Origin of the sequence: Shewanella jiangmenensis (genome assembly GCF_018596335.1) — a bacterium.
Classification (GTDB): Bacteria; Pseudomonadota; Gammaproteobacteria; order Enterobacterales; family Shewanellaceae; genus Shewanella; species Shewanella jiangmenensis.
This window is the reverse complement of the sequence record NZ_JAHEPS010000001.1, coordinates 1,137,442-1,154,592: the sequence shown is the minus strand read 5'-3', so window position 1 is coordinate 1,154,592 and position 17,151 is coordinate 1,137,442. Positions and strand designations below refer to the sequence as shown.

The window sequence follows — 17,151 nt, the reverse complement described above, 5'->3', positions numbered from 1 at the left end:
AATTGCGCTCCCAAACCTTGTGCGAGGACAAGCATTCCCTTTCAGTCTAGCTCAGTGACAGAAAACGCTGATTGCTGAGATGAACAATTGTCCCGTTATGGCATGAAAAAACGGTGCAGGCACTGGGCGGCAATCGCCGTCAGCAGCGCCGCGATGGCAAAGTGCTGTCCGGCGCGGCGCACTTGGTATTGGATAAGCAGGATCTGGCCGACAAACAGCAGTAACTGCAGCAGGCAAATGCTGGCGTGGCACTGCCAGAACTGAAACATCAGTAACCCCAGCAGCAAAGGCTGAGCGAGCAGCGAGAGCCTGGGCAGCAGTGGCCGTGGCAGGCTGGCGAGCAGCGTCCTGTGTTGGTCTAAAAAGCGGCTGAGCGGAAACTGCCATGAGGCGGCAATGGCGGCGAGCAGCGACACTGTGAGGGTATGAACCACATCCACCAGTCCCGCCAGTTGCGAGGTTGCCAAGTGGCCTGTGGCTATCACCAGTCCTGCGAGGGTCACTCTGAGGATAAGGCCGGGCAGGTGTTCGCGAAGGCACGCCTGCCCAAGCGTGGTGACGGCCGGCAGCGGCAGGTTTGCCAGTATTGCAAGTATGCGGTTTTGCAAATGTTTGCTTGGCAGCCGCTGACAGATAACCAGCATCAGCATAAAGAGCGCCATGCCCTTGGCCGACAGCAAAAAGGCGGCGCAGGTTTCTGACATCATTACCAGGCTTAAGCCAAATACGCCGCCAAAAAACACTAAGGTGCCGGCGGGCGTAAACAGGCTGCTCCACTGCAGCATCAGCAGCAATATCAGCATCAGCCACTGCGGGAGCAAAGCTTGCCAGTGAGCGGGGGCGCTGCTTAGCAGGATAAGCAGGGGCGGCCACAGCAGCGGATTAACCAGGCTTGCCAGCAGCAGGCTGACCCGGCGGTGATGACGATGTCCCGGCACTGAGCGCAGCAATAGTTTTGCCTGATTGCCGACAATGGCATCCCGCAGAAGCCCCATCCAGAGGATTTGCAATACCAGCAGATGCAGCAATATCGGCAGGCGCCTGAGCGGGTCGACTGTCTCGTCCATCAGCAAGCCGAAATTCAGCAGCACCAGATACACAGCCGCCGGCAGCGCTGTTCCCAGCAGGGCAATCAGCAGCAGGCCGCCCTGATTAAGTGCCTGAAACAGCGCATCGATGGGGTGGCGCAGCAGTGCAACCCTAAGCTGCCAGTAGTTCATCGGGCCGAGGCCTTTTTGATATCCATGAGCGGCGCCTGCTGAAAACCTCGTTCGATAAAGGCACTCGCCTCATGGCTCGAGGCGATAATAAGCCCCGGATAGTCATCGACCAGTTGCCAGAACACCTCGCGGGCACGCTTGTCCATGGCCGAGTGGGCTTCATCGAGCAGCAGCAACGCGCTTGGGCGCGACAGTGCCATTATCAGGTGCAGCTTTTGCAGGTTACCGCTGGATAAATGGCTGATACGGCAGCCCATTTGCGGCAAAAAATCCAGGGTCAGCACCAGCTGCTTAATGCGTTCGCTGATGTCGGGACAGAGGGGGCGCCACTGCTGCTCCCAAAATTTAAGCAGTTTGGCGGCACTGAGGAATTGCGGCAGGGTGATGAGACTGCTGGCAAACGCCACCTGCTCGGTGGCTTGGGGCATAGCTTGCCCGTGCCATAAAACCTGCCCCTGAGTGGGCTGGTACAGCCCGGCAATCAGTGCCATCAGGGTAGTTTTACCGCTGCCGTTGGGACCAAGCAGCAAATGACGCGGACCGACAAATGAAATCGACAGTTCACGAAACAGCGGTGCGGCACCAAAATCAAAACTGACCCGATCCAGGGTTAACATGAAAAACGCCAAGGTTATGTTTATGTGGGCATCAGGTCATGTTAATGAAACTTGTTGATCTTGAACAGCGAGCGCCGATCGGCTGCTGAATTAAAAGTCAGTCGGCGGCGCAAAAGCGGTTGCGGCCCGTATGTTTGGCGCGGTACAGACGGCTGTCGGCAAGGTTAAGCAAGGCCTCGAGCTCGCCTTCGGTTTCGCCTAGGGATGCTATGCCAATGCTGGTGGTGTAGCGCAGCGCGCCGCTGCTGGTCGTCACCGGGTTATTGGGCAATTCAGTCAATATGCGGGACGCGAGATGCTGGGCTTCTTCGCTGCTGTGGCCGGGCAGCAACAGGGTAAATTCTTCACCGCCAAAACGGCCAATGATGGCGCTTTGCGGCGACAGCCTTTCCAGGGTGCGGCAGAAACTTTTCAGTACCTCATCGCCGGTTGCATGGCCATGGTTATCGTTGATTTGTTTGAAATGATCCAAATCCATGGCGAGAACACACAGTGTCATGCCCTCCTGACGGCAGCTTCTGACCCTGTCTTCGCCCTGGCTGTAGAAAAATCGCCGGTTGGCAACACCGGTCAGGGGGTCGGTCTGAGCCAGGCGCCTTAAATCGCGCTCCATCTGTTTGCGGGCTGATATGTCAATAAAAGCCTGAGTGACCAGCGTTTTACCACCATGATGGAGAATGCTGAATGCAAGCTCAGCGGCAAAGGATGGCTGGGTCGGTGACAGCATGTTCACATCAATCCGGCTTTCACAGGTGCTGCCGGGATTGTCAAAGCCGCTGCGCACCGCGGCCAGATACTGCTGGCGACTGGCGGGGTCGATAAATTCGTCACACGGGCGGCCAAGCAATTGGGTTGGCTGCAGTCCAAGGTGGGAGGCGGCGCAGTTGTTGGTCATGATGATATTCATTGAGGAATCAATCAGCATAATGCCGATGGGCGCGCCGTTAATCAGCTGCTGCATTTGCTTGCCCGAGCGCTGAGATTCTTCCAGTGCCGTGGTTTTCAAGCGCTCGACCAGTTTGCGCACCGTTATATCGCAAAAAACCACCAGTACCTGTTTGTTTTTGAGTGGTGAAAAACGGGTTTCAATAAACAGCTGATTTTCGCCGAGCATCAGCTGGCATTCGTGGATCTCGGGGCGATTGTTTTTACGACAATTGATGATGTAGCTTCGGAATCTGTGCTGGCCTTTCAGCAGCGCAATCTCATCGAGTGAGCGAAACTTGTCGCTGGCGCTGAACAGGCCGTCAAGCTGCTGCCCCAGCCGAATATCGCGGATAATATCCAGCTCATCTACCCAGATACAGGTGTCCGGCAGCGCATCGAGCAGGCTGCTCAGGGTGTCGTTGCGCTCGTTCAGCTCCTGGGAGCTGATATCCAGTGAATGGCCGAGCATTGCTTCATCGCGGCTGAAATTTTCGTAGGCGTCGTTGATGGACTGCAGTAACCCGTTAAGGGCGTCCGATTCGGGGACGCCCCCGGGGAAATAGCGGCTGAGTTGGCGCTTAAGCAGGCGGTGCATCAGATAATTGCTCCGACAGGCTGGTGACCGTCATGGTTTGGTTGTGCAGTTCGGCGCACGCGCCCACCGCAAAGGGGGCGATTTCACCATAGGAGTAGTATCCACATACCAGGGTGTTTGCGCCGAGCACCCGGGTGACTTCGTCAATTTCTTCGTCGGCAAGCTGGCGAAGCAGCAGCCTGCGGCCGACACAGCTCACCAGAATCGCAACCTCCGATCCGGCCTGTTCACTTTGCTTGCAGACCTCGGCGGCTTCGGTTGCGCCGTCAATTAACGACTCGGCGTTGGCGCGCATCAACCTAGCGTTGGCGCCTTTGGGTATATCACCGGCGAAGATCACACTGCCGTCCTGCTCGTTGATGGCTAGCAGGGTGCGAACCACAGTGGTTTGTTTGCCATCTTCGATGATTTCGAGTGGATACCTAAGCCCGGCGGCGGGCAGATCACCCCCTTGCTCGCCAAGGTAGCGCCGGTATACGGTCAGTGCGCTTTCATGGTCGAGCTCTTTAAGAATGTTGCCATCCGAGCTGGTGACTTTGCGGATAGGCCCAAAGGGTGTCCAGCCGCCGCGGGAGCCGTAGCTTACGGTCAAGGCGGCGCCATAAAAACCAATCGCTACCACCTGATGGGTGGCAAGCTTGTCGTTGGCCAGGGTGTAGGTTTGCTCGAAGCGGGCGCCATCGCCGGCGAGACCGCCTGTGATAGCAACCTTGGGATGGATTTTTGTGATAGCGCGGGTCAGCTCACTGCCGTTGACTGACATGCCATCGCTCAGCACCATAATAAAACCGAGCGACTCGCTGCCGAGTTGCTGTGCCAGCTCAAGCCCGGCCCGATGAGACTCCTCCCGCCGTGCCACCTGGGTCGATACCAGGCGGATATCGACCCGCTCGAACTGAATAAGGGTGGCGACCAGGCCGCCTTCGGTAATGCCCCAGCTACTGATTTCGCCTGCCGTGGTGCAGCCAGCAAATATCGACTCGGGCAGCTTCTCCCGCAGGGTTTGTATCGCTTCGACATGGTTTGGCAAGTCGCCAAACAGCAGTACCAAGGTGCGGCTGTGGTTTAACCCAGACAGTTCGCATGGGCTCCATGTCGCACCATCCCAATGAGTTTGAACGCAATTCACTGTATGCCTCACCTGGTTCCAGACTTTCTTCAAGTCTAGAACAGCGTGGCCGCTTGGCAACCAGGCTGGCCACTCTCGGTGTTAGGGCCGGTCAATCCAGATGGGCGAACTCGTGCCTTAGGCTTGCCAGACGGTGTTCCAGCGACTGGATTTCCTGCTGCAGCTTCACCTTGCGGCTCTCGAAGGGTTGATGGTTTTCCCTTAGCCACTTGAGCAGGGTTTTGCTGGCGATGCCGCGTTCGCGGGCGACTTCCGACGGCAGCTGGCCGCCTTCCAGTACGGCGCTTACCGCTTCTTCACGGCTGTAGGGGCTTAACGTCATCATAAACCAGTCCTCCGGTAGCGAGTGTCGCGCCCCAGTTCCCATTGGCTGACACCCACGGCAAAAATGCTGTGCCATTCGGATTTCACTCTGTACAGGATTTCAGGAAAAAACTTCATGACGGACTCCTTATTGTCTACCCAAATCAGGGTATGCAAAAAAGATGTCAGAATGATTAATCAATATAAAACAGTGTGTTGTTGATAAATTGTGGTGTGAGCTGTCAGTGGTTTGCGCCTTGTTTGGGCAAAATGCCCTGTGATGGTGCGGTGTTGTGAAGGTTGCGACTGTGACCGCGATGTAGCAAATCGGCCAGACCTTGTCCAAACGGTTGATGTTCAGTTGTTTGTCATCTTGGCGTCGATATACTGACCGGCAAATTTACCTGAGGACATCAAATGAAAAAAATAAATGTCATTGGCCTGACTGCCATCTTTTCACTCGCTGCACTTTCAAGCGGCTGTACTACAGTCAATCCGTATACCAACGAACAGCAGACCGGTAAGGCTGCCACGGGTTCCATTATCGGTGCAGTGGCTGGCGCTGCCATTGGCGTTGCCTCGTCGAGCAAGAGTGACCGCGGCAAGGGCGCGCTGATTGGCGCAGCTTCAGGCGCGGCGCTGGGCGGCGGCATCGGTTATTACATGGACGTGCAGGAAGCCAAATTGCGTCAGCAGCTGCAGGCAAGCGGCGTGAGCGTGACCCGTAATGGCGACAACATCATCCTCAACATGCCAAACGAAGTGACCTTTGGTGTGGACCAAACCGATTTGAGCCCACGCGCCATGGAAGTGCTGGACTCAGTGTCGCTGGTGGCCAAAGAGTACGACAAGACCCGTTTGAATGTGCTGGGCTACACAGATTCCAGTGGCGCCGACAGCTATAACCTGCGTTTGTCTCAGGTTCGCGCCTCTCAAGTGGGTAACTACTTGCTCGGCAAAGGACTCAAAGCCAATCGGGTCAGCACCCAGGGCATGGGTGAGGCAAGTCCGATTGCCTCCAACTCGTCTGCCGAAGGCCGGGCGCAAAACCGCCGTGTTGAAATCGTGCTGACGCCAACCGGCTGAGCCGGCAAGTAACTATTGCTAATCAAGGGAGGCTTTTGCCTCCCTTTTTCATGGCCCTGTTTTATTTGCTGCAGTCTTCTTCCGTGTTTCATGGCCCTGTTTTATTCGCTGCAGTGTGTTTCATGCCTAAGTGTGAAATCCCTCTGGCTGTGATCTCTGCCCTTGAGTCGGATGCGGCTTTGGTTTTTTCTGACGGTTCCATTTGTTTATCAAACAGGTATTCGATGAAACGCACCTTATTAAGCCCAATACTCTTGAGCCCAATACTTACGCTGTCGCTGCTTGGCGCATCCGCCCAGGGCGTTGCAGCTGAGCCCACTGAGGCAAGCGCTGGCACCATTCAGGTGCGCGCCGCCGGCAGCTTAAAAGCGGCGCTGACAGAGCTGATAACCGCCTATGAGAAGGAAAGCGGCGGCAAGGTGGCGGCTGAGTTTGGGCCATCGGGGCTACTCAAAGACAGGATAGAGCAGGGGGAGGCGGCGGCGCTGTTTGCCTCGGCCAATATGAAACACCCCGAGGCTTTGCTGAAGGCGGGGATTGGCCTGGAAGTGCGGCCATTTGCCCGCAATGAGCTGTGTGCGCTTGCCAGGCCCGGGCTTTCGGTTAACACGGAAACCCTGCTTTCAACCCTGTTGGCAGCCGATGTGGTCGTCGGCATGTCAACGCCCAAAGCCGATCCGGCCGGCGATTACGCTGTTGCTGTGTTTGAGCTTGCCGAGCAGCAGCGTGCCGGTGCAGCCGCCGCCCTCAAGGTCAAGGCCCGCCAGCTCACCGGCGGCCCAAGCAGTGCCAAAGCGCCGGATGGCGTTAATCCCTACGCCCATGTGATGCGTCAGCAGCAGGCCGATGTGTTCCTTACTTATTGTACCAATGGCCGCCTCGCTCAGGCCGAGTTTGCGGCGCTGCAGCTTATCCCCTTACCCGATTATCTGCGGGTGGGCGCTGACTACGGGGTGTTACTGCTCGATGAGCGGGCAAGGCCGCTGGCTGACTACCTGATTTCGGCCAAGGGGCAGGCGATTCTGGCCAGTTTTGGCTTTGCCGGACCTGCGCCTTTGTAACTGCGATCTTGCAAGACGGCGCATAAGTCTTTTAAATGAGATTTATGTATCCGTACGGAGTTTGGTTAGCATGAGTCATCCCCGTGGTGTGGCCTTGGTTACTGAAAACCTTGGTGACGAAGTGAGTTTCTACTCGCTGAAGTACGATGCTGACGAATTGGTGCTGCAGCTTAAGGTGGCCGGGCGGCGCTGCGAACTGACCTTTGCCTGTGTCAGCGGTTTCAGACTGCTGGATCAGGCGGATCTGATGGAATACTGGGCCGAGTTCAGTCTTTCAAACGGCTGGCTGTTTTTGCTGACTGAAGGCGGATGGCTCGCGCAGGAGCAGTCCCGCAGTGGTTTTATGGCAAGCTGTAATCTGGCGCTGCGGGAGTTTCTGGTGGTAACAGATAAAGAGTGTGTGTCGGTACTGAGCTGTGAAAATCAGCCGGATATACAGTGGCAGGAGCCCTGATTGCGGGGTGATAGTTGGCGCTGTGCGGCCTGACTGTGATGCCGGATTGGTGCGAGTCGCGGCTCAGGCACTTTTTTAAGGCCTGATTTTTCTCAGGCCTGCTTTCTCAGGACTCTTCGTCGAAGCGGGCATCAATCAGGTTGCAGATGGCATCCATCGCCTGCTCGGCATCATCCCCTTCGGCAATAATATGGATAGTCTTACCCATGCCGGATTCAAGCATCAACAAGCCAAGCACGCTGGCCGCCGAGGCTTTTTTCTCGCCCTGAACCAGGGTCACACTGGCCTTGAACTCAGACGCAAGCACCGCCATTTTGGTGGCGGCGCGGGCATGCAGCCCGAGTTTGTTGACTATTACGACATCCCGTTCAAGACGCGGCATGGATTTCCCGGTGACGGGCCTCAACCTTGTGGTGGGTGCTGGCAAAGCGCTTGGCAAGCTGCTCGGCCACATACACAGAGCGGTGCTGACCGCCGGTACAACCTATGGCAATGGTAAGGTAGCTGCGGTTGTTGCGCTCAAGGTGCGGCAGCCAGGTTTCCAGCAGGTTTTCGATTTGCCAGATGTACTTGTTCACCAGCACCTGACGCTCGAGAAACTGTTTCACCGGCTCATCGAGACCGGTCAGTGGCCTGAGATCGGGCTCCCAGTGTGGGTTTGGCAAAAAACGGGCATCAAACATAAAATCCGCTTCGGCGGGCATGCCATATTTGAAGCCGAACGATTCGAAGATGATCACCAGCTCTTTATCGACCCGGCCAAGCAATATTTGCCGGACCGCATCGGACAACTCGTACACGTTCAGCGCCGAGGTGTCGATATAGTGGTCCATCTGCTCAGCCAAAGGCTTAAGCAATTTGCCTTCGTGGCGGATAGCTTCCTGCAGCGAGGTTTTGCTGCGTGAAAGCGGATGCAGGCGACGGGTTTCGCTGTAACGCTTTAGCAGCACCTTGTCGCTTGAATCGAGGAAAAAACTCGTCAGCTCAACGCCCTCAGGCAGTTTGGCAAGCTCTTGCTCCAGCGCCTTTTCCTGCTCGGGGATGTTGCGGATATCAATGCTGATGGCAACCTTGTCACTGCTGCGCCTAAGCTGCCCCAGTAGGGCACCAATCAGCGACAGCGGCAAGTTGTCGACGCAGTAATAACCAAGATCTTCCAGCACGCGCAGGGCGACAGATTTGCCTGAGCCGGAGCGGCCGGAAACGATGACGAGTTTCATCCTATGATTACCTGGTAAAGTTCCTTTTCATCATGGCTTTTGCGCAGCTGTTTGAGGATCTGCTTGTCATTCAGCTTTTCGGCCATGGCTGCCAGGGTGCTTAAGTGTTGTTGGCATTGATCCGATGGCACCAACAGGGCAAACAGTATGTCGACCGGCTGTTTATCGATGGCATCGTAATTGATTGCCTCTTCGCACTTGATAAGCACTGCAAGGGGTTTGTCGATATTTCCCAGGCGTCCGTGGGGAATGGCAATACCGTTCCCTATACCAGTGCTGCCCATTTTTTCACGGGCAAGCAGGCTTTCGAAAATCTCTTGGGAAGAGAGGAAGGGATGCTGGGCTGCAGCAAGGTGACTAATCAGCTCCAGAACCTTTTTTTTGCTGCCCGGAGTAGCACAGCTCGTGCACTCCGGCGCCAGGATGGTACTTAGTTCCATCGTTAATGTTTTGTCAGTTTCTCTTTGTGTTTAATAACCTGACGGTCCAGCTTGTCAATCAGGGCGTCAATGGCGGCGTACATGTCTTCATGTTCTGAGGTGGCGAAGACTTCGCCCCCGTTGAGGTGAAGTTTGGCTTCAGCGATTTGCTGCAATTTCTGAACATTGAGAACAACGTGTACATTATTGATCTGTTCGAAATGGCGTTCAAGCTTGGAGAATTTACTCTCAACATATGCACGCAGAGAGTCGGTGATCTCGATGTGATGCCCAGTCAGATTGATTTGCATAGACACTTTCCTCCAATGACCTCGGTTAGGTTACAAACTTTTACGCTGGTTTGACGGTGGAATAAGCATTGCTTCGCGATACTTGGCAATGGTCCGTCTTGCAACGTTGATTCCTTGTTCTGCCAGAAGTTCGGCCATTTTGCTGTCGCTCAATGGCTTTTTCTGGTTTTCTGCCGCCACCAGCTTTTTGATGAAGGCGCGGATGGCAGTAGAGGAGCATTCCCCGCCATCGTCGGTGCCGACGTGGCTGGAGAAAAAATACTTAAGCTCAAAAATCCCTTTTGGGGTATGCATGTACTTTTGGGTGGTGACCCGCGAGATGGTCGATTCGTGCATCTCCACCGCCTCGGCGATGTCGTTGAGCACCATGGGTTTCATCGCCTCTTCGCCGTACTCAAAAAATCCCTGTTGGAACTGTACTATGCAATTGGCCACCTTGAGCAGGGTGTCGTTGCGGCTCTCAAGACTCTTGATAAACCATTTGGCTTCCTGCAAATGGCCGCGAATAAACTGGCTGTCGGCCTGATTGCGGCTGGTGCGGGCCATGGCGGCGTAATGCTGGTTAACGCTCAGCTTGGGCATGCAGTCGGGGTTGAGCTCAACCACCCAGCGGCCATTCTTTTTACTCACTGACACATCAGGAATAACGTACTCTTCCTTGGTGGCGGTGATGGTTTCGCCGGGGCGCGGATTCAGGGTCTGAATAAGGCTGATGGCGTCACGCAGTTCGTCTTCCCTGAGGCGCGTTTTACGCATCAGGGTGCGAAAATCCCGGTTGGCAATCAAATCCAGATGCTCACGAATGAGCAGTTTGGCATTGTCCAGATGCGGGGTATCGCTGGGAAACTGGCCAAGCTGGATAATCAGGCACTCGGCCAGGTCGCGTGCGGCTACACCAATGGGGTCGAAGTGTTGAATGCGCTTGAGTACTGCTTCGACTTCGTCCAGCTCCACCTCGTCATTGCCCACGGCTTCGAGGATTTCCTCAAGGCTTTGGGTGAGATAGCCCATATCATCGATAGCATCAATGATAGCGGTGGCAATGGCCAAATCGGTATCCGAAAAAGGGGTGAGATTTTTTTGCCACTCGAGGTGTTCGTACAGGCCTTCGCTGGTTTCGCCCTGAAACGGCATATCATCTTCACTGCGAATGCCAGAGCCCGAGGCGGGGGCGGCAGTGAAGACTTCATCCCAGGTGGTATCCATCGGCAAATCTTCCGGCATCGACTCCTGAGTCACGGCTTCGGAGGTCTCTACCGTGGCGCTGTCGCTGCTTTGTGCCGATAAGGGGGCATCATCGAACTTGTCGTCAAATTCCCGGTCGCCGCCATCTGCATCAAACTGCTCGTCCTGGTAGTCATCATCCATTTCGAGCAGCGGGTTGGCGTCGAGGGCTTGTTGAATTTCCTGTTGCAGTTCAAGCGAGGAGAGTTGAAGCAGGCGAATCGCTTGCTGCAACTGTGGCGTCATTGTGAGTTGTTGTCCCAGTTTAAGCTGGAGCGACGCTTTCATCGTACCGCGGATCCTTCACTAAATAATTCAGAGATAAAGCTTTATCTATCAGGTTATCCGGCCTATTGCCACCCTCATATACCGGATGTGCGACGGGTGGCCTGGTTAATTAACTATAGCCTGAATTGCTCACCCAAGTACACTGCACGCACCTGCTGATTGTCCAGGATCTCGGCAGGCGTGCCTTCGGCAATCAAACTGCCGTGGCTGACGATGTAGGCTTTTTCACACACATCGAGGGTTTCGCGCACGTTGTGGTCGGTAATAAGCACCCCGAGGCCACGGCTTTTGAGCTGCTCGATAATCTTCTTGATGTCGATGACCGAGATGGGGTCAACCCCGGCGAAGGGTTCATCCAGCAGAATAAAGCGCGGATTGGCGGCCAAAGCGCGGGCAATCTCGACCCGGCGGCGTTCACCGCCCGAGAGCGACATGCCGAGGTTGTCGCGGATGTGGGTGATATGGAACTCTTCCAGCAGCTTTTCGAGCTGCTCTTCACGCTCTTGCTTGCTCAGTTCGCTGCGCATCTGCAGCACGGCCATGATGTTATCGCGCACCGACAGTTTGCGGAAAATGCTCGCTTCCTGCGGCAGATAGCCTATGCCCTTGCGGGCGCGCAGGTGCATGGGGTCGAGGGTCAAATCTTCATCGTTAATGTGGATGCTGCCTTTGTCACTCTGAACCAGCCCCACCACCATGTAGAAGGTGGTGGTTTTTCCGGCGCCGTTGGGGCCGAGCAAGCCGACCACCTGGCCTGTGTTAACCACCAGACTCACATCCTTGACGACCTGGCGGCTTTTGTAACTTTTGGCCAGGTTACTGGCCTTGAGGGTCAGTGTCGTCATTGCTGCTTCTCACTGTTGGACGGATTGTTTTCTTGCTTACCCTTGTCCTGCAGCTCTTGCTGGTAGTTTTCCGGTTGGATGATGGTAATCACCTGATCGTCACGTTTGCCGCTGCTTTGGGATGTCAGCTGCTGTTTTTGGATGTCGTACACAATCGAGTCGGCGGTCACCTGGCTGCCATCCTGCTCAACCTTGGCGCTGCCTTTGAGGCTCATCACCCGGCTGTCGATGTTGTAGCTGATCTCATTGGCGCTGGCCTGTACCGTGCGGCCATCTTCCACTTTTTGCTGATAAGTGGCGGGCTTGCCTTTGGCGAGCAGGATGCGTTTACCGGTTTTTTCATCGGTAAAGGAGCTCAGCTGGTCGGCGTTAAGCACGAGCGAGCCCTGGGTCAGCCTCACCGGGCCTTCGTAGACGATGCGCTTGTTTTTCAGATCGGCGTAGCTGTTGGATGCGAGAATTTTCACTTCCTGCATCAAATCATGCTTGGTGTTGGCCTGGGCCAAGCTGCCACAGGCGCAAAGCAGCACCACAAGAAGCGCCTTATTTAGGTTCATAGGTTCCCTTTATCTCACTCAAAAGTTTAACTTCTTCTTTGTTGAGGTCGGCATAGAGCCCAAGCCCGCTCAAGTGGAAGTTGTTACCGCTGATTTGAATTTCTTTGTCAGAGGTCAGGATCATGGTGCCAATGTCCAGCGCCAGATAGCTGGTCGTCAGCTGCTGCAGCGGCTCATCAAAGCTCAGTGCTTCGACTTTCACCTCATTTTCCAGCGTGACCTTGTCGGCAAATTTGTCCAGTTTGCCAATTTTGGCGGTAAGCTGCCATTCACCCTGACCATTTTTTGGAAACAGGGTATAAACCGGGTCGGAAAACACCGTCAGCGCGTCGGAATTGAAGTGTTCCATATAGGTTGCGCTGACGCGGCTTTCGAGTTGGCCCTGGTCGTTAAAGCTGAGGCTTTTTAAGTCGGTGGCAATAAAGTCTGGTTTTTCTTCAACGATTTGGGCCGGCGGCAGATTGGCCTTTTTCTGCTGAACCTGCCAATAGAGTGCCAGCGCCGTACCAAACAGCAGCAAAATCGCCAGTGTGACCCGATTCATACGCTCATCCCGTGGGCGCCATCAAGCTTGCCCTGGCTCATCAGCAGCAGGTCGGCAAGCTCACGAAGTGCGCCGTGGCCACCCGGCAAGGTCGTCACAAAGTCTGCATGGCGGCGCACAAAAGGATGGCCGTCGGCGACGCAAACGCTGAGACCAACGGCTTTCATCACTGCCAAGTCGACCATGTCATCACCAATGTAAGCGACTTCGGCGGCGCTGACGCCATAGTGCGCCAGCAGCTCTTCATAGGGCGCAAACTTGTTGTCTATGCCCTGATAAATGTGTTTCACCCCAAGGGCGGTCATGCGGGTTTGCACTATGTTGGATTGACGGCCGGTGATCACCGCCACCGCTACACCGGCGCCCTGCAGTGCTTTTACGCCGTAGCCGTCGCGGGTGTGGAAGGCTTTGAGCTCTTCACCGTTGTTGCCAAGGTAAATGCGGCCATCGGAAAACACGCCGTCCACATCGCAAATCAGCAATTTGATGGCGCGGGCCTTGTCCCACACGGCATCGGCCACCGGGCCGTAAAGTCCTTCGCGCATTTACATTACTCCCGCTTTGACCAAATCGAGCATATTGAGCGCGCCAACCGGGCGATGCTCGCTGTCAATCACTATCAGGCCGTTGATATTGCGTTTATCCATCAAGGTCAGGGCTTCCACCGCCAGAATGTGCTCTTTGATGGTAATACAGTTTCGGGTCATCACATCGGCAATGCTGGTCTGGCGCAGGTTGATTTGAGCATCTATTACCCGGCGCAGGTCGCCGTCGGTGAAAATCCCAACCAATACCCCGTGCTCATCGACGATGGCTGTCATGCCGAGGCCCTTCTTGGAGATTTCATAAAGGGCGTCTGTGATGCAGATATTGTCGCGCACCAGCGGCAGCTCTTCACCGCGGTGCATCACGTCGCTGACATGCAGCAGCAGCTTGCGCCCAAGTGCGCCGCCGGGGTGCGACAGGGCAAAATCATCTTTGGTAAAGCCCTTGGCCTGCAACAGCGCCACCGCCAGCGCATCGCCCATTACCAGGGTCGCCGTGGTGCTGGAAGTTGGTGCCAGCCCGAGTGGGCAGGCCTCTTCTGGCACCCGGATGCACAGGTGCAGCTGCGAGTGTTTGGCCATGGTGGACTCGGGTTTACCGGTCATGGCGATAATCGGAATGCCGCGACGCTTGATGACCGGCATCAGGGTCAGAATTTCGCTCGACTCGCCTGAGTTGGAGATGGCAAGGACGATGTCATTGTCGCTGAGCACGCCCAAATCGCCGTGGCTCGCTTCGCCCGGATGCACGAAAAATGCCGGGGTACCTGTGCTCGCCAGGGTGGCAGAAATCTTATTGCCTATGTGGCCGGATTTGCCCATGCCCATCACTATCACCTTGCCGGTGCAGCCTAAAATCAGCTCGCAGGCATCGGCAAAGGCGTCGCTGTCGACGAACTGGTACAGGTTATCCAGAGCCGTTTTTTCAATGTCGATAACCTTACGGCCCCACTGACGCAGCTGTTGTCTGTTTACCATATCTGTCTCTCTGTTTGGGTTGGCACTCAATGGCCGACCGGGCTTCAGTGTGCCTGAAACAGCACGTACTGATAACCAATAAATACTGCCAGCAATACCGCGCCATGCCAGCGCTTGAGCTGCCGATCTTTGCCGCTGATGAGCACGAACAGTGCCAGTGCCACACTGGTGGCGAGTACCATATACAGGTCGCGGCTTGCGGCCTGGGAGTCTACCACACCCGGCGCGATAAGGCCGGGTAGTGCCAACACCGCCAGAATATTGAACATATTGGAACCAACGATATTGCCAATCGCCAGATCGTCTTCTTTTTTCAGGGCACTGGCGATGCAGGCGGCAAGCTCAGGCAGGCTGGTGCCGACGGCAATGATGGTCAAGCCTATCACCAGATCCGACAAACCAAAGTGCTTGGCAATGCCGACGGCACCATCGACCATCCAGTCAGCCGACACCGGCAGTAACACGATACCGACCATGAGCCACAACAGCGCGCGGGAGGTGGGCACATCTTTGGGCACTTCATCGTCGGCCTCATCGGCGAGCGGATCGGCGCTCTTGTTGCTCAGAGCATGCCAGATAAGGTACGCCATCAGCGCCACAAAGGCCCCTGCCAGCGCCACGCCTTCGGTGCGGCTTAAGTTGCCATCATGCAGGAAATAGCCGGCCAGAATAGTCGCGGCCAGCATCAGCGGGATTTCGCGCTTCAGGGTTTGCGAGCTGACCGCAATCGCGCCAAGTAGGGCGGTAATACCGAGGATCAGGGTGATGTTGGCAACGTTGGAGCCGAGCACATTGCCGACGGCTGTATCGCGCATGCCGTCCATCGCGGCGGTGGCGGCGACAAACATTTCCGGCGCAGAGCTGCCCATGGCGACGATTGTCAGACCGATGAGCATCGGGGGCAATCCCAGATTGCGGGCGAAGGCAGCGGCGCCATAGACAAACTTGTCGGCACTCCAGACCAACAGGGTCAGGCCGGCGACAAGCGATAACACATTGAATAACATTTGTTGACAAAATCCTTGAATACCGAGGCGCATTTTCGCCGGAAATCAGGCAAATTAAAAGTATCCGGGTCAGGAAGTGTGTAAGCTGTTGTCGCAATCCCGGCAATTCCGTACAATTTCGCCTCTTTTAAGTTGTGTTCAGTTAGTCGTAAGCCAGGATGGCCGAATATCACTTCTTCTTGTCAAGAACAGGGAATCATCATGAATCATAAGTCCGACACTTTGGTCGAAATCCGCAATCTGGGTTTCAGCCGCGGTGAGCGTGTCATCTATGAAGACATCAGCCTGGCAATCCCCCGGGGCAAGGTGACCGCCATCATGGGCCCGAGCGGCATTGGCAAAACCACCTTGCTTAAATTGATTGCCGGACAACTGACGCCGGATCACGGCGAAGTGCTGTTTGATGGGGTGGATATTCACAAGGTAAGCCGCAGTGAACTGTTCGAGCTCAGAAAGCGTATGAGCATGTTGTTCCAGAGCGGCGCCCTGTTTACCGACATCAACGTATTCGACAACGTTGCTTTTGCGCTGCGGGAGCACTCAGGCCTCGATGAGGCCATTATCCGCCGCATCGTGCTGATGAAACTCGAAGCCGTGGGGCTTCGCGGCGCGGCGCAGCTGATGCCAAGTGAGCTGTCGGGCGGTATGCAGCGCCGGGCAGCCCTGGCCCGTGCGATTGCGCTTGAGCCTGAAATGGTGATGTACGACGAGCCCTTTGCCGGGCAGGACCCGATTTCCATGGGCGTGCTGGTTAAGCTGATTCGTGAGCTGTCCGATGCGCTCAGTCTCACCTCTGTGGTGGTCTCCCACGATGTGGGCGAAGTGCTTGGCATCGCAGATTACGTGTATGTGATTGCCGATAAAAAGATTATTGCTGAAGGTACGCCCGCTGAGCTGAAAGCATCGGACGATGCTCGTCTGCGGCAGTTTATCGGCGGCGAGCCGGACGGCCCGGTGCCGTTCCATTACCCTGCGGCCGATTATCAAAAGGAGCTTGTTGGTGGCGTTAATTGATGCGGTAGCGCGCCTTGGGCGTGCGGCTATCGGCCAGGTCACTGGCATGGGCCGCGCTGGCTTAATGTTGTGGGGCGCACTGGTGGCTGTGCCAAGGCCGGCCAAAGGCATGCCGCTGCTTATCAAGCAGTTGTATGTGGTTGGGGTGCAGTCGCTGATTATTATTCTGGTGTCGGGTCTGTTTATCGGCATGGTATTGGCATTGCAGGGCTACACCATTCTGGTGGATTTCGGCACCGAAGAGAGCCTTGGCCCCATGGTGGCGCTGAGTTTGCTGCGTGAGCTTGGTCCTGTGGTAACGGCGCTCCTCTTTGCCGGCCGCGCCGGTTCAGCGCTGACCGCTGAAATCGGCCTGATGAAGAGCACAGAGCAGCTTTCAAGCCTCGAGATGATGGCAGTCGACCCGCTGCGGCAAATCATTGCGCCGCGTTTTTGGGCGGGCGTTATCAGTATGCCGATTCTGGCGGTGCTCTTTACCGCGGTGGGCATTTGGGGTGGTCATATTGTCGGTGTCGAGTGGAAGGGCATAGATCACGGCGCCTTCTGGTCGATTCTGCAGGCGTCGGTTGAGTGGCGTCAGGACATAGTGAATTGCTTAATCAAGAGTCTGGTGTTTGCCATTGTGGTGACCTGGATTGCCCTGTATCGCGGCTATGAAGTGGTGCCCAATCCCGAGGGGATCAGTAAGGCCACCACCTCGACCGTGGTGCAATCGAGCCTTGCCGTACTGGCATTGGATTTTCTGCTGACCGCCATCATGTTTGGTTAATGGCGGCGTTCAGCTAATTGCAAGGAGTGGGACTTTAA

General features: G+C 55.7%; 21 protein-coding genes. 5 read left to right on the top strand and 16 right to left on the bottom strand.

Annotated elements, in window-relative coordinates; translation table 11 throughout:
• Positions 1-95 precede the first annotated feature (95 nt).
• From KJI95_RS05200 to KJI95_RS05180, 5 genes are all read right to left on the bottom strand, one after another.
• Complete coding sequence (locus KJI95_RS05200; RefSeq protein ID WP_214506069.1) at positions 96-1,220, bottom strand: DUF6136 family protein; 1,125 nt, start codon at positions 1,218-1,220, stop codon at positions 96-98.
• On the bottom strand, positions 1,217-1,837 hold the full coding sequence (locus KJI95_RS05195) for an ABC transporter ATP-binding protein (protein ID WP_214506068.1): 621 nt from the start codon (positions 1,835-1,837) through the stop codon (positions 1,217-1,219). Before KJI95_RS05195 ends, KJI95_RS05200 begins: the two co-directional genes overlap by 4 nt.
• Positions 1,838-1,934: 97 nt before the next feature.
• A complete protein-coding gene (locus tag KJI95_RS05190; RefSeq protein ID WP_214506067.1) occupies positions 1,935-3,359 on the bottom strand; it encodes a sensor domain-containing diguanylate cyclase in 1,425 nt (474 codons plus the stop codon).
• The gene (locus tag KJI95_RS05185) at positions 3,343-4,488 is read right to left on the bottom strand and encodes an FIST signal transduction protein (RefSeq protein WP_214506066.1); all 1,146 of its coding nucleotides are present in this window, start codon (positions 4,486-4,488) and stop codon (positions 3,343-3,345) included. Before KJI95_RS05185 ends, KJI95_RS05190 begins: the two co-directional genes overlap by 17 nt.
• A 91-nt stretch (positions 4,489-4,579) precedes the next feature.
• A complete protein-coding gene (locus KJI95_RS05180) occupies positions 4,580-4,813 on the bottom strand; it encodes a transposase (RefSeq protein ID WP_214506065.1) in 234 nt (77 codons plus the stop codon).
• A 395-nt stretch (positions 4,814-5,208) separates the two neighbouring features.
• On the opposite strand from KJI95_RS05180, the gene KJI95_RS05175 reads away from it, so the two are divergent.
• The 3 genes from KJI95_RS05175 to KJI95_RS05165 all read left to right on the top strand — a co-directional run bounded on the left by KJI95_RS05175 (position 5,209) and on the right by KJI95_RS05165 (position 7,392).
• Entirely contained in the window at positions 5,209-5,877 is a 669-nt protein-coding gene (locus KJI95_RS05175; protein WP_214506064.1) for a YiaD family glycine zipper/OmpA-like lipoprotein, read from the top strand.
• A gap of 224 nt (positions 5,878-6,101) precedes the next feature.
• Positions 6,102-6,938 carry a molybdate ABC transporter substrate-binding protein gene (locus tag KJI95_RS05170; RefSeq protein WP_214506063.1) on the top strand — a complete coding sequence of 279 codons (837 nt, stop codon included), beginning with the start codon at positions 6,102-6,104 and terminating at the stop codon, positions 6,936-6,938.
• A gap of 70 nt (positions 6,939-7,008) precedes the next feature.
• Positions 7,009-7,392 (top strand): hypothetical protein, encoded by a 384-nt coding sequence (locus KJI95_RS05165; protein ID WP_214506062.1) that lies wholly within the window; start codon positions 7,009-7,011, stop codon positions 7,390-7,392.
• A 106-nt stretch (positions 7,393-7,498) separates the two neighbouring features.
• On the opposite strand, the gene KJI95_RS05160 is transcribed toward KJI95_RS05165, so the two are convergent.
• The 11 genes from KJI95_RS05160 to KJI95_RS05110 form a co-directional block, all read right to left on the bottom strand.
• The gene (locus KJI95_RS05160; protein WP_214506061.1) at positions 7,499-7,774 is read right to left on the bottom strand and encodes an HPr family phosphocarrier protein; all 276 of its coding nucleotides are present in this window, start codon (positions 7,772-7,774) and stop codon (positions 7,499-7,501) included.
• Positions 7,761-8,612 carry an RNase adapter RapZ gene (gene rapZ, locus KJI95_RS05155; protein ID WP_214506060.1) on the bottom strand — a complete coding sequence of 284 codons (852 nt, stop codon included), beginning with the start codon at positions 8,610-8,612 and terminating at the stop codon, positions 7,761-7,763. Before rapZ ends, KJI95_RS05160 begins: the two co-directional genes overlap by 14 nt.
• Entirely contained in the window at positions 8,609-9,052 is a 444-nt protein-coding gene (gene ptsN / locus KJI95_RS05150) for a PTS IIA-like nitrogen regulatory protein PtsN (protein ID WP_214506059.1), read from the bottom strand. The genes rapZ and ptsN overlap by 4 nt, the downstream gene beginning before the upstream one ends.
• A gap of 2 nt (positions 9,053-9,054) precedes the next feature.
• Positions 9,055-9,342, bottom strand: coding sequence for a ribosome hibernation promoting factor (gene hpf / locus KJI95_RS05145; RefSeq protein WP_214506058.1), 288 nt, complete (start codon positions 9,340-9,342; stop codon positions 9,055-9,057).
• 30 nt (positions 9,343-9,372) lie between these two features.
• On the bottom strand, positions 9,373-10,854 hold the full coding sequence (locus tag KJI95_RS05140; protein ID WP_214506057.1) for an RNA polymerase factor sigma-54: 1,482 nt from the start codon (positions 10,852-10,854) through the stop codon (positions 9,373-9,375).
• A 113-nt stretch (positions 10,855-10,967) separates the two neighbouring features.
• Positions 10,968-11,699: an LPS export ABC transporter ATP-binding protein gene (lptB, locus tag KJI95_RS05135; protein ID WP_214506056.1), complete on the bottom strand. Its 732-nt coding sequence runs from the start codon at positions 11,697-11,699 to the stop codon at positions 10,968-10,970.
• Complete coding sequence (lptA, locus tag KJI95_RS05130) at positions 11,696-12,256, bottom strand: lipopolysaccharide transport periplasmic protein LptA (protein ID WP_214506055.1); 561 nt, start codon at positions 12,254-12,256, stop codon at positions 11,696-11,698. Before lptA ends, lptB begins: the two co-directional genes overlap by 4 nt.
• Complete coding sequence (lptC, locus tag KJI95_RS05125; protein ID WP_214506054.1) at positions 12,243-12,800, bottom strand: LPS export ABC transporter periplasmic protein LptC; 558 nt, start codon at positions 12,798-12,800, stop codon at positions 12,243-12,245. Before lptC ends, lptA begins: the two co-directional genes overlap by 14 nt.
• Positions 12,797-13,345: a 3-deoxy-manno-octulosonate-8-phosphatase KdsC gene (gene kdsC, locus KJI95_RS05120; RefSeq protein WP_214506053.1), complete on the bottom strand. Its 549-nt coding sequence runs from the start codon at positions 13,343-13,345 to the stop codon at positions 12,797-12,799. Before kdsC ends, lptC begins: the two co-directional genes overlap by 4 nt.
• Positions 13,346-14,323, bottom strand: a complete 978-nt coding sequence (locus KJI95_RS05115; protein ID WP_214506052.1) for a KpsF/GutQ family sugar-phosphate isomerase — start codon at positions 14,321-14,323, stop codon at positions 13,346-13,348.
• A 44-nt stretch (positions 14,324-14,367) separates the two neighbouring features.
• Positions 14,368-15,330, bottom strand: a complete 963-nt coding sequence (locus tag KJI95_RS05110; protein WP_214506051.1) for a calcium/sodium antiporter — start codon at positions 15,328-15,330, stop codon at positions 14,368-14,370.
• Positions 15,331-15,531: 201 nt separating this feature from the next.
• On the opposite strand from KJI95_RS05110, the gene mlaF reads away from it, so the two are divergent.
• Positions 15,532-16,344 carry a phospholipid ABC transporter ATP-binding protein MlaF gene (gene mlaF, locus KJI95_RS05105; RefSeq protein ID WP_214506050.1) on the top strand — a complete coding sequence of 271 codons (813 nt, stop codon included), beginning with the start codon at positions 15,532-15,534 and terminating at the stop codon, positions 16,342-16,344.
• On the top strand, positions 16,331-17,113 hold the full coding sequence (mlaE, locus tag KJI95_RS05100) for a lipid asymmetry maintenance ABC transporter permease subunit MlaE (protein WP_214506049.1): 783 nt from the start codon (positions 16,331-16,333) through the stop codon (positions 17,111-17,113). Before mlaF ends, mlaE begins: the two co-directional genes overlap by 14 nt.
• The last annotated feature ends 38 nt before the right edge of the window (positions 17,114-17,151 follow it).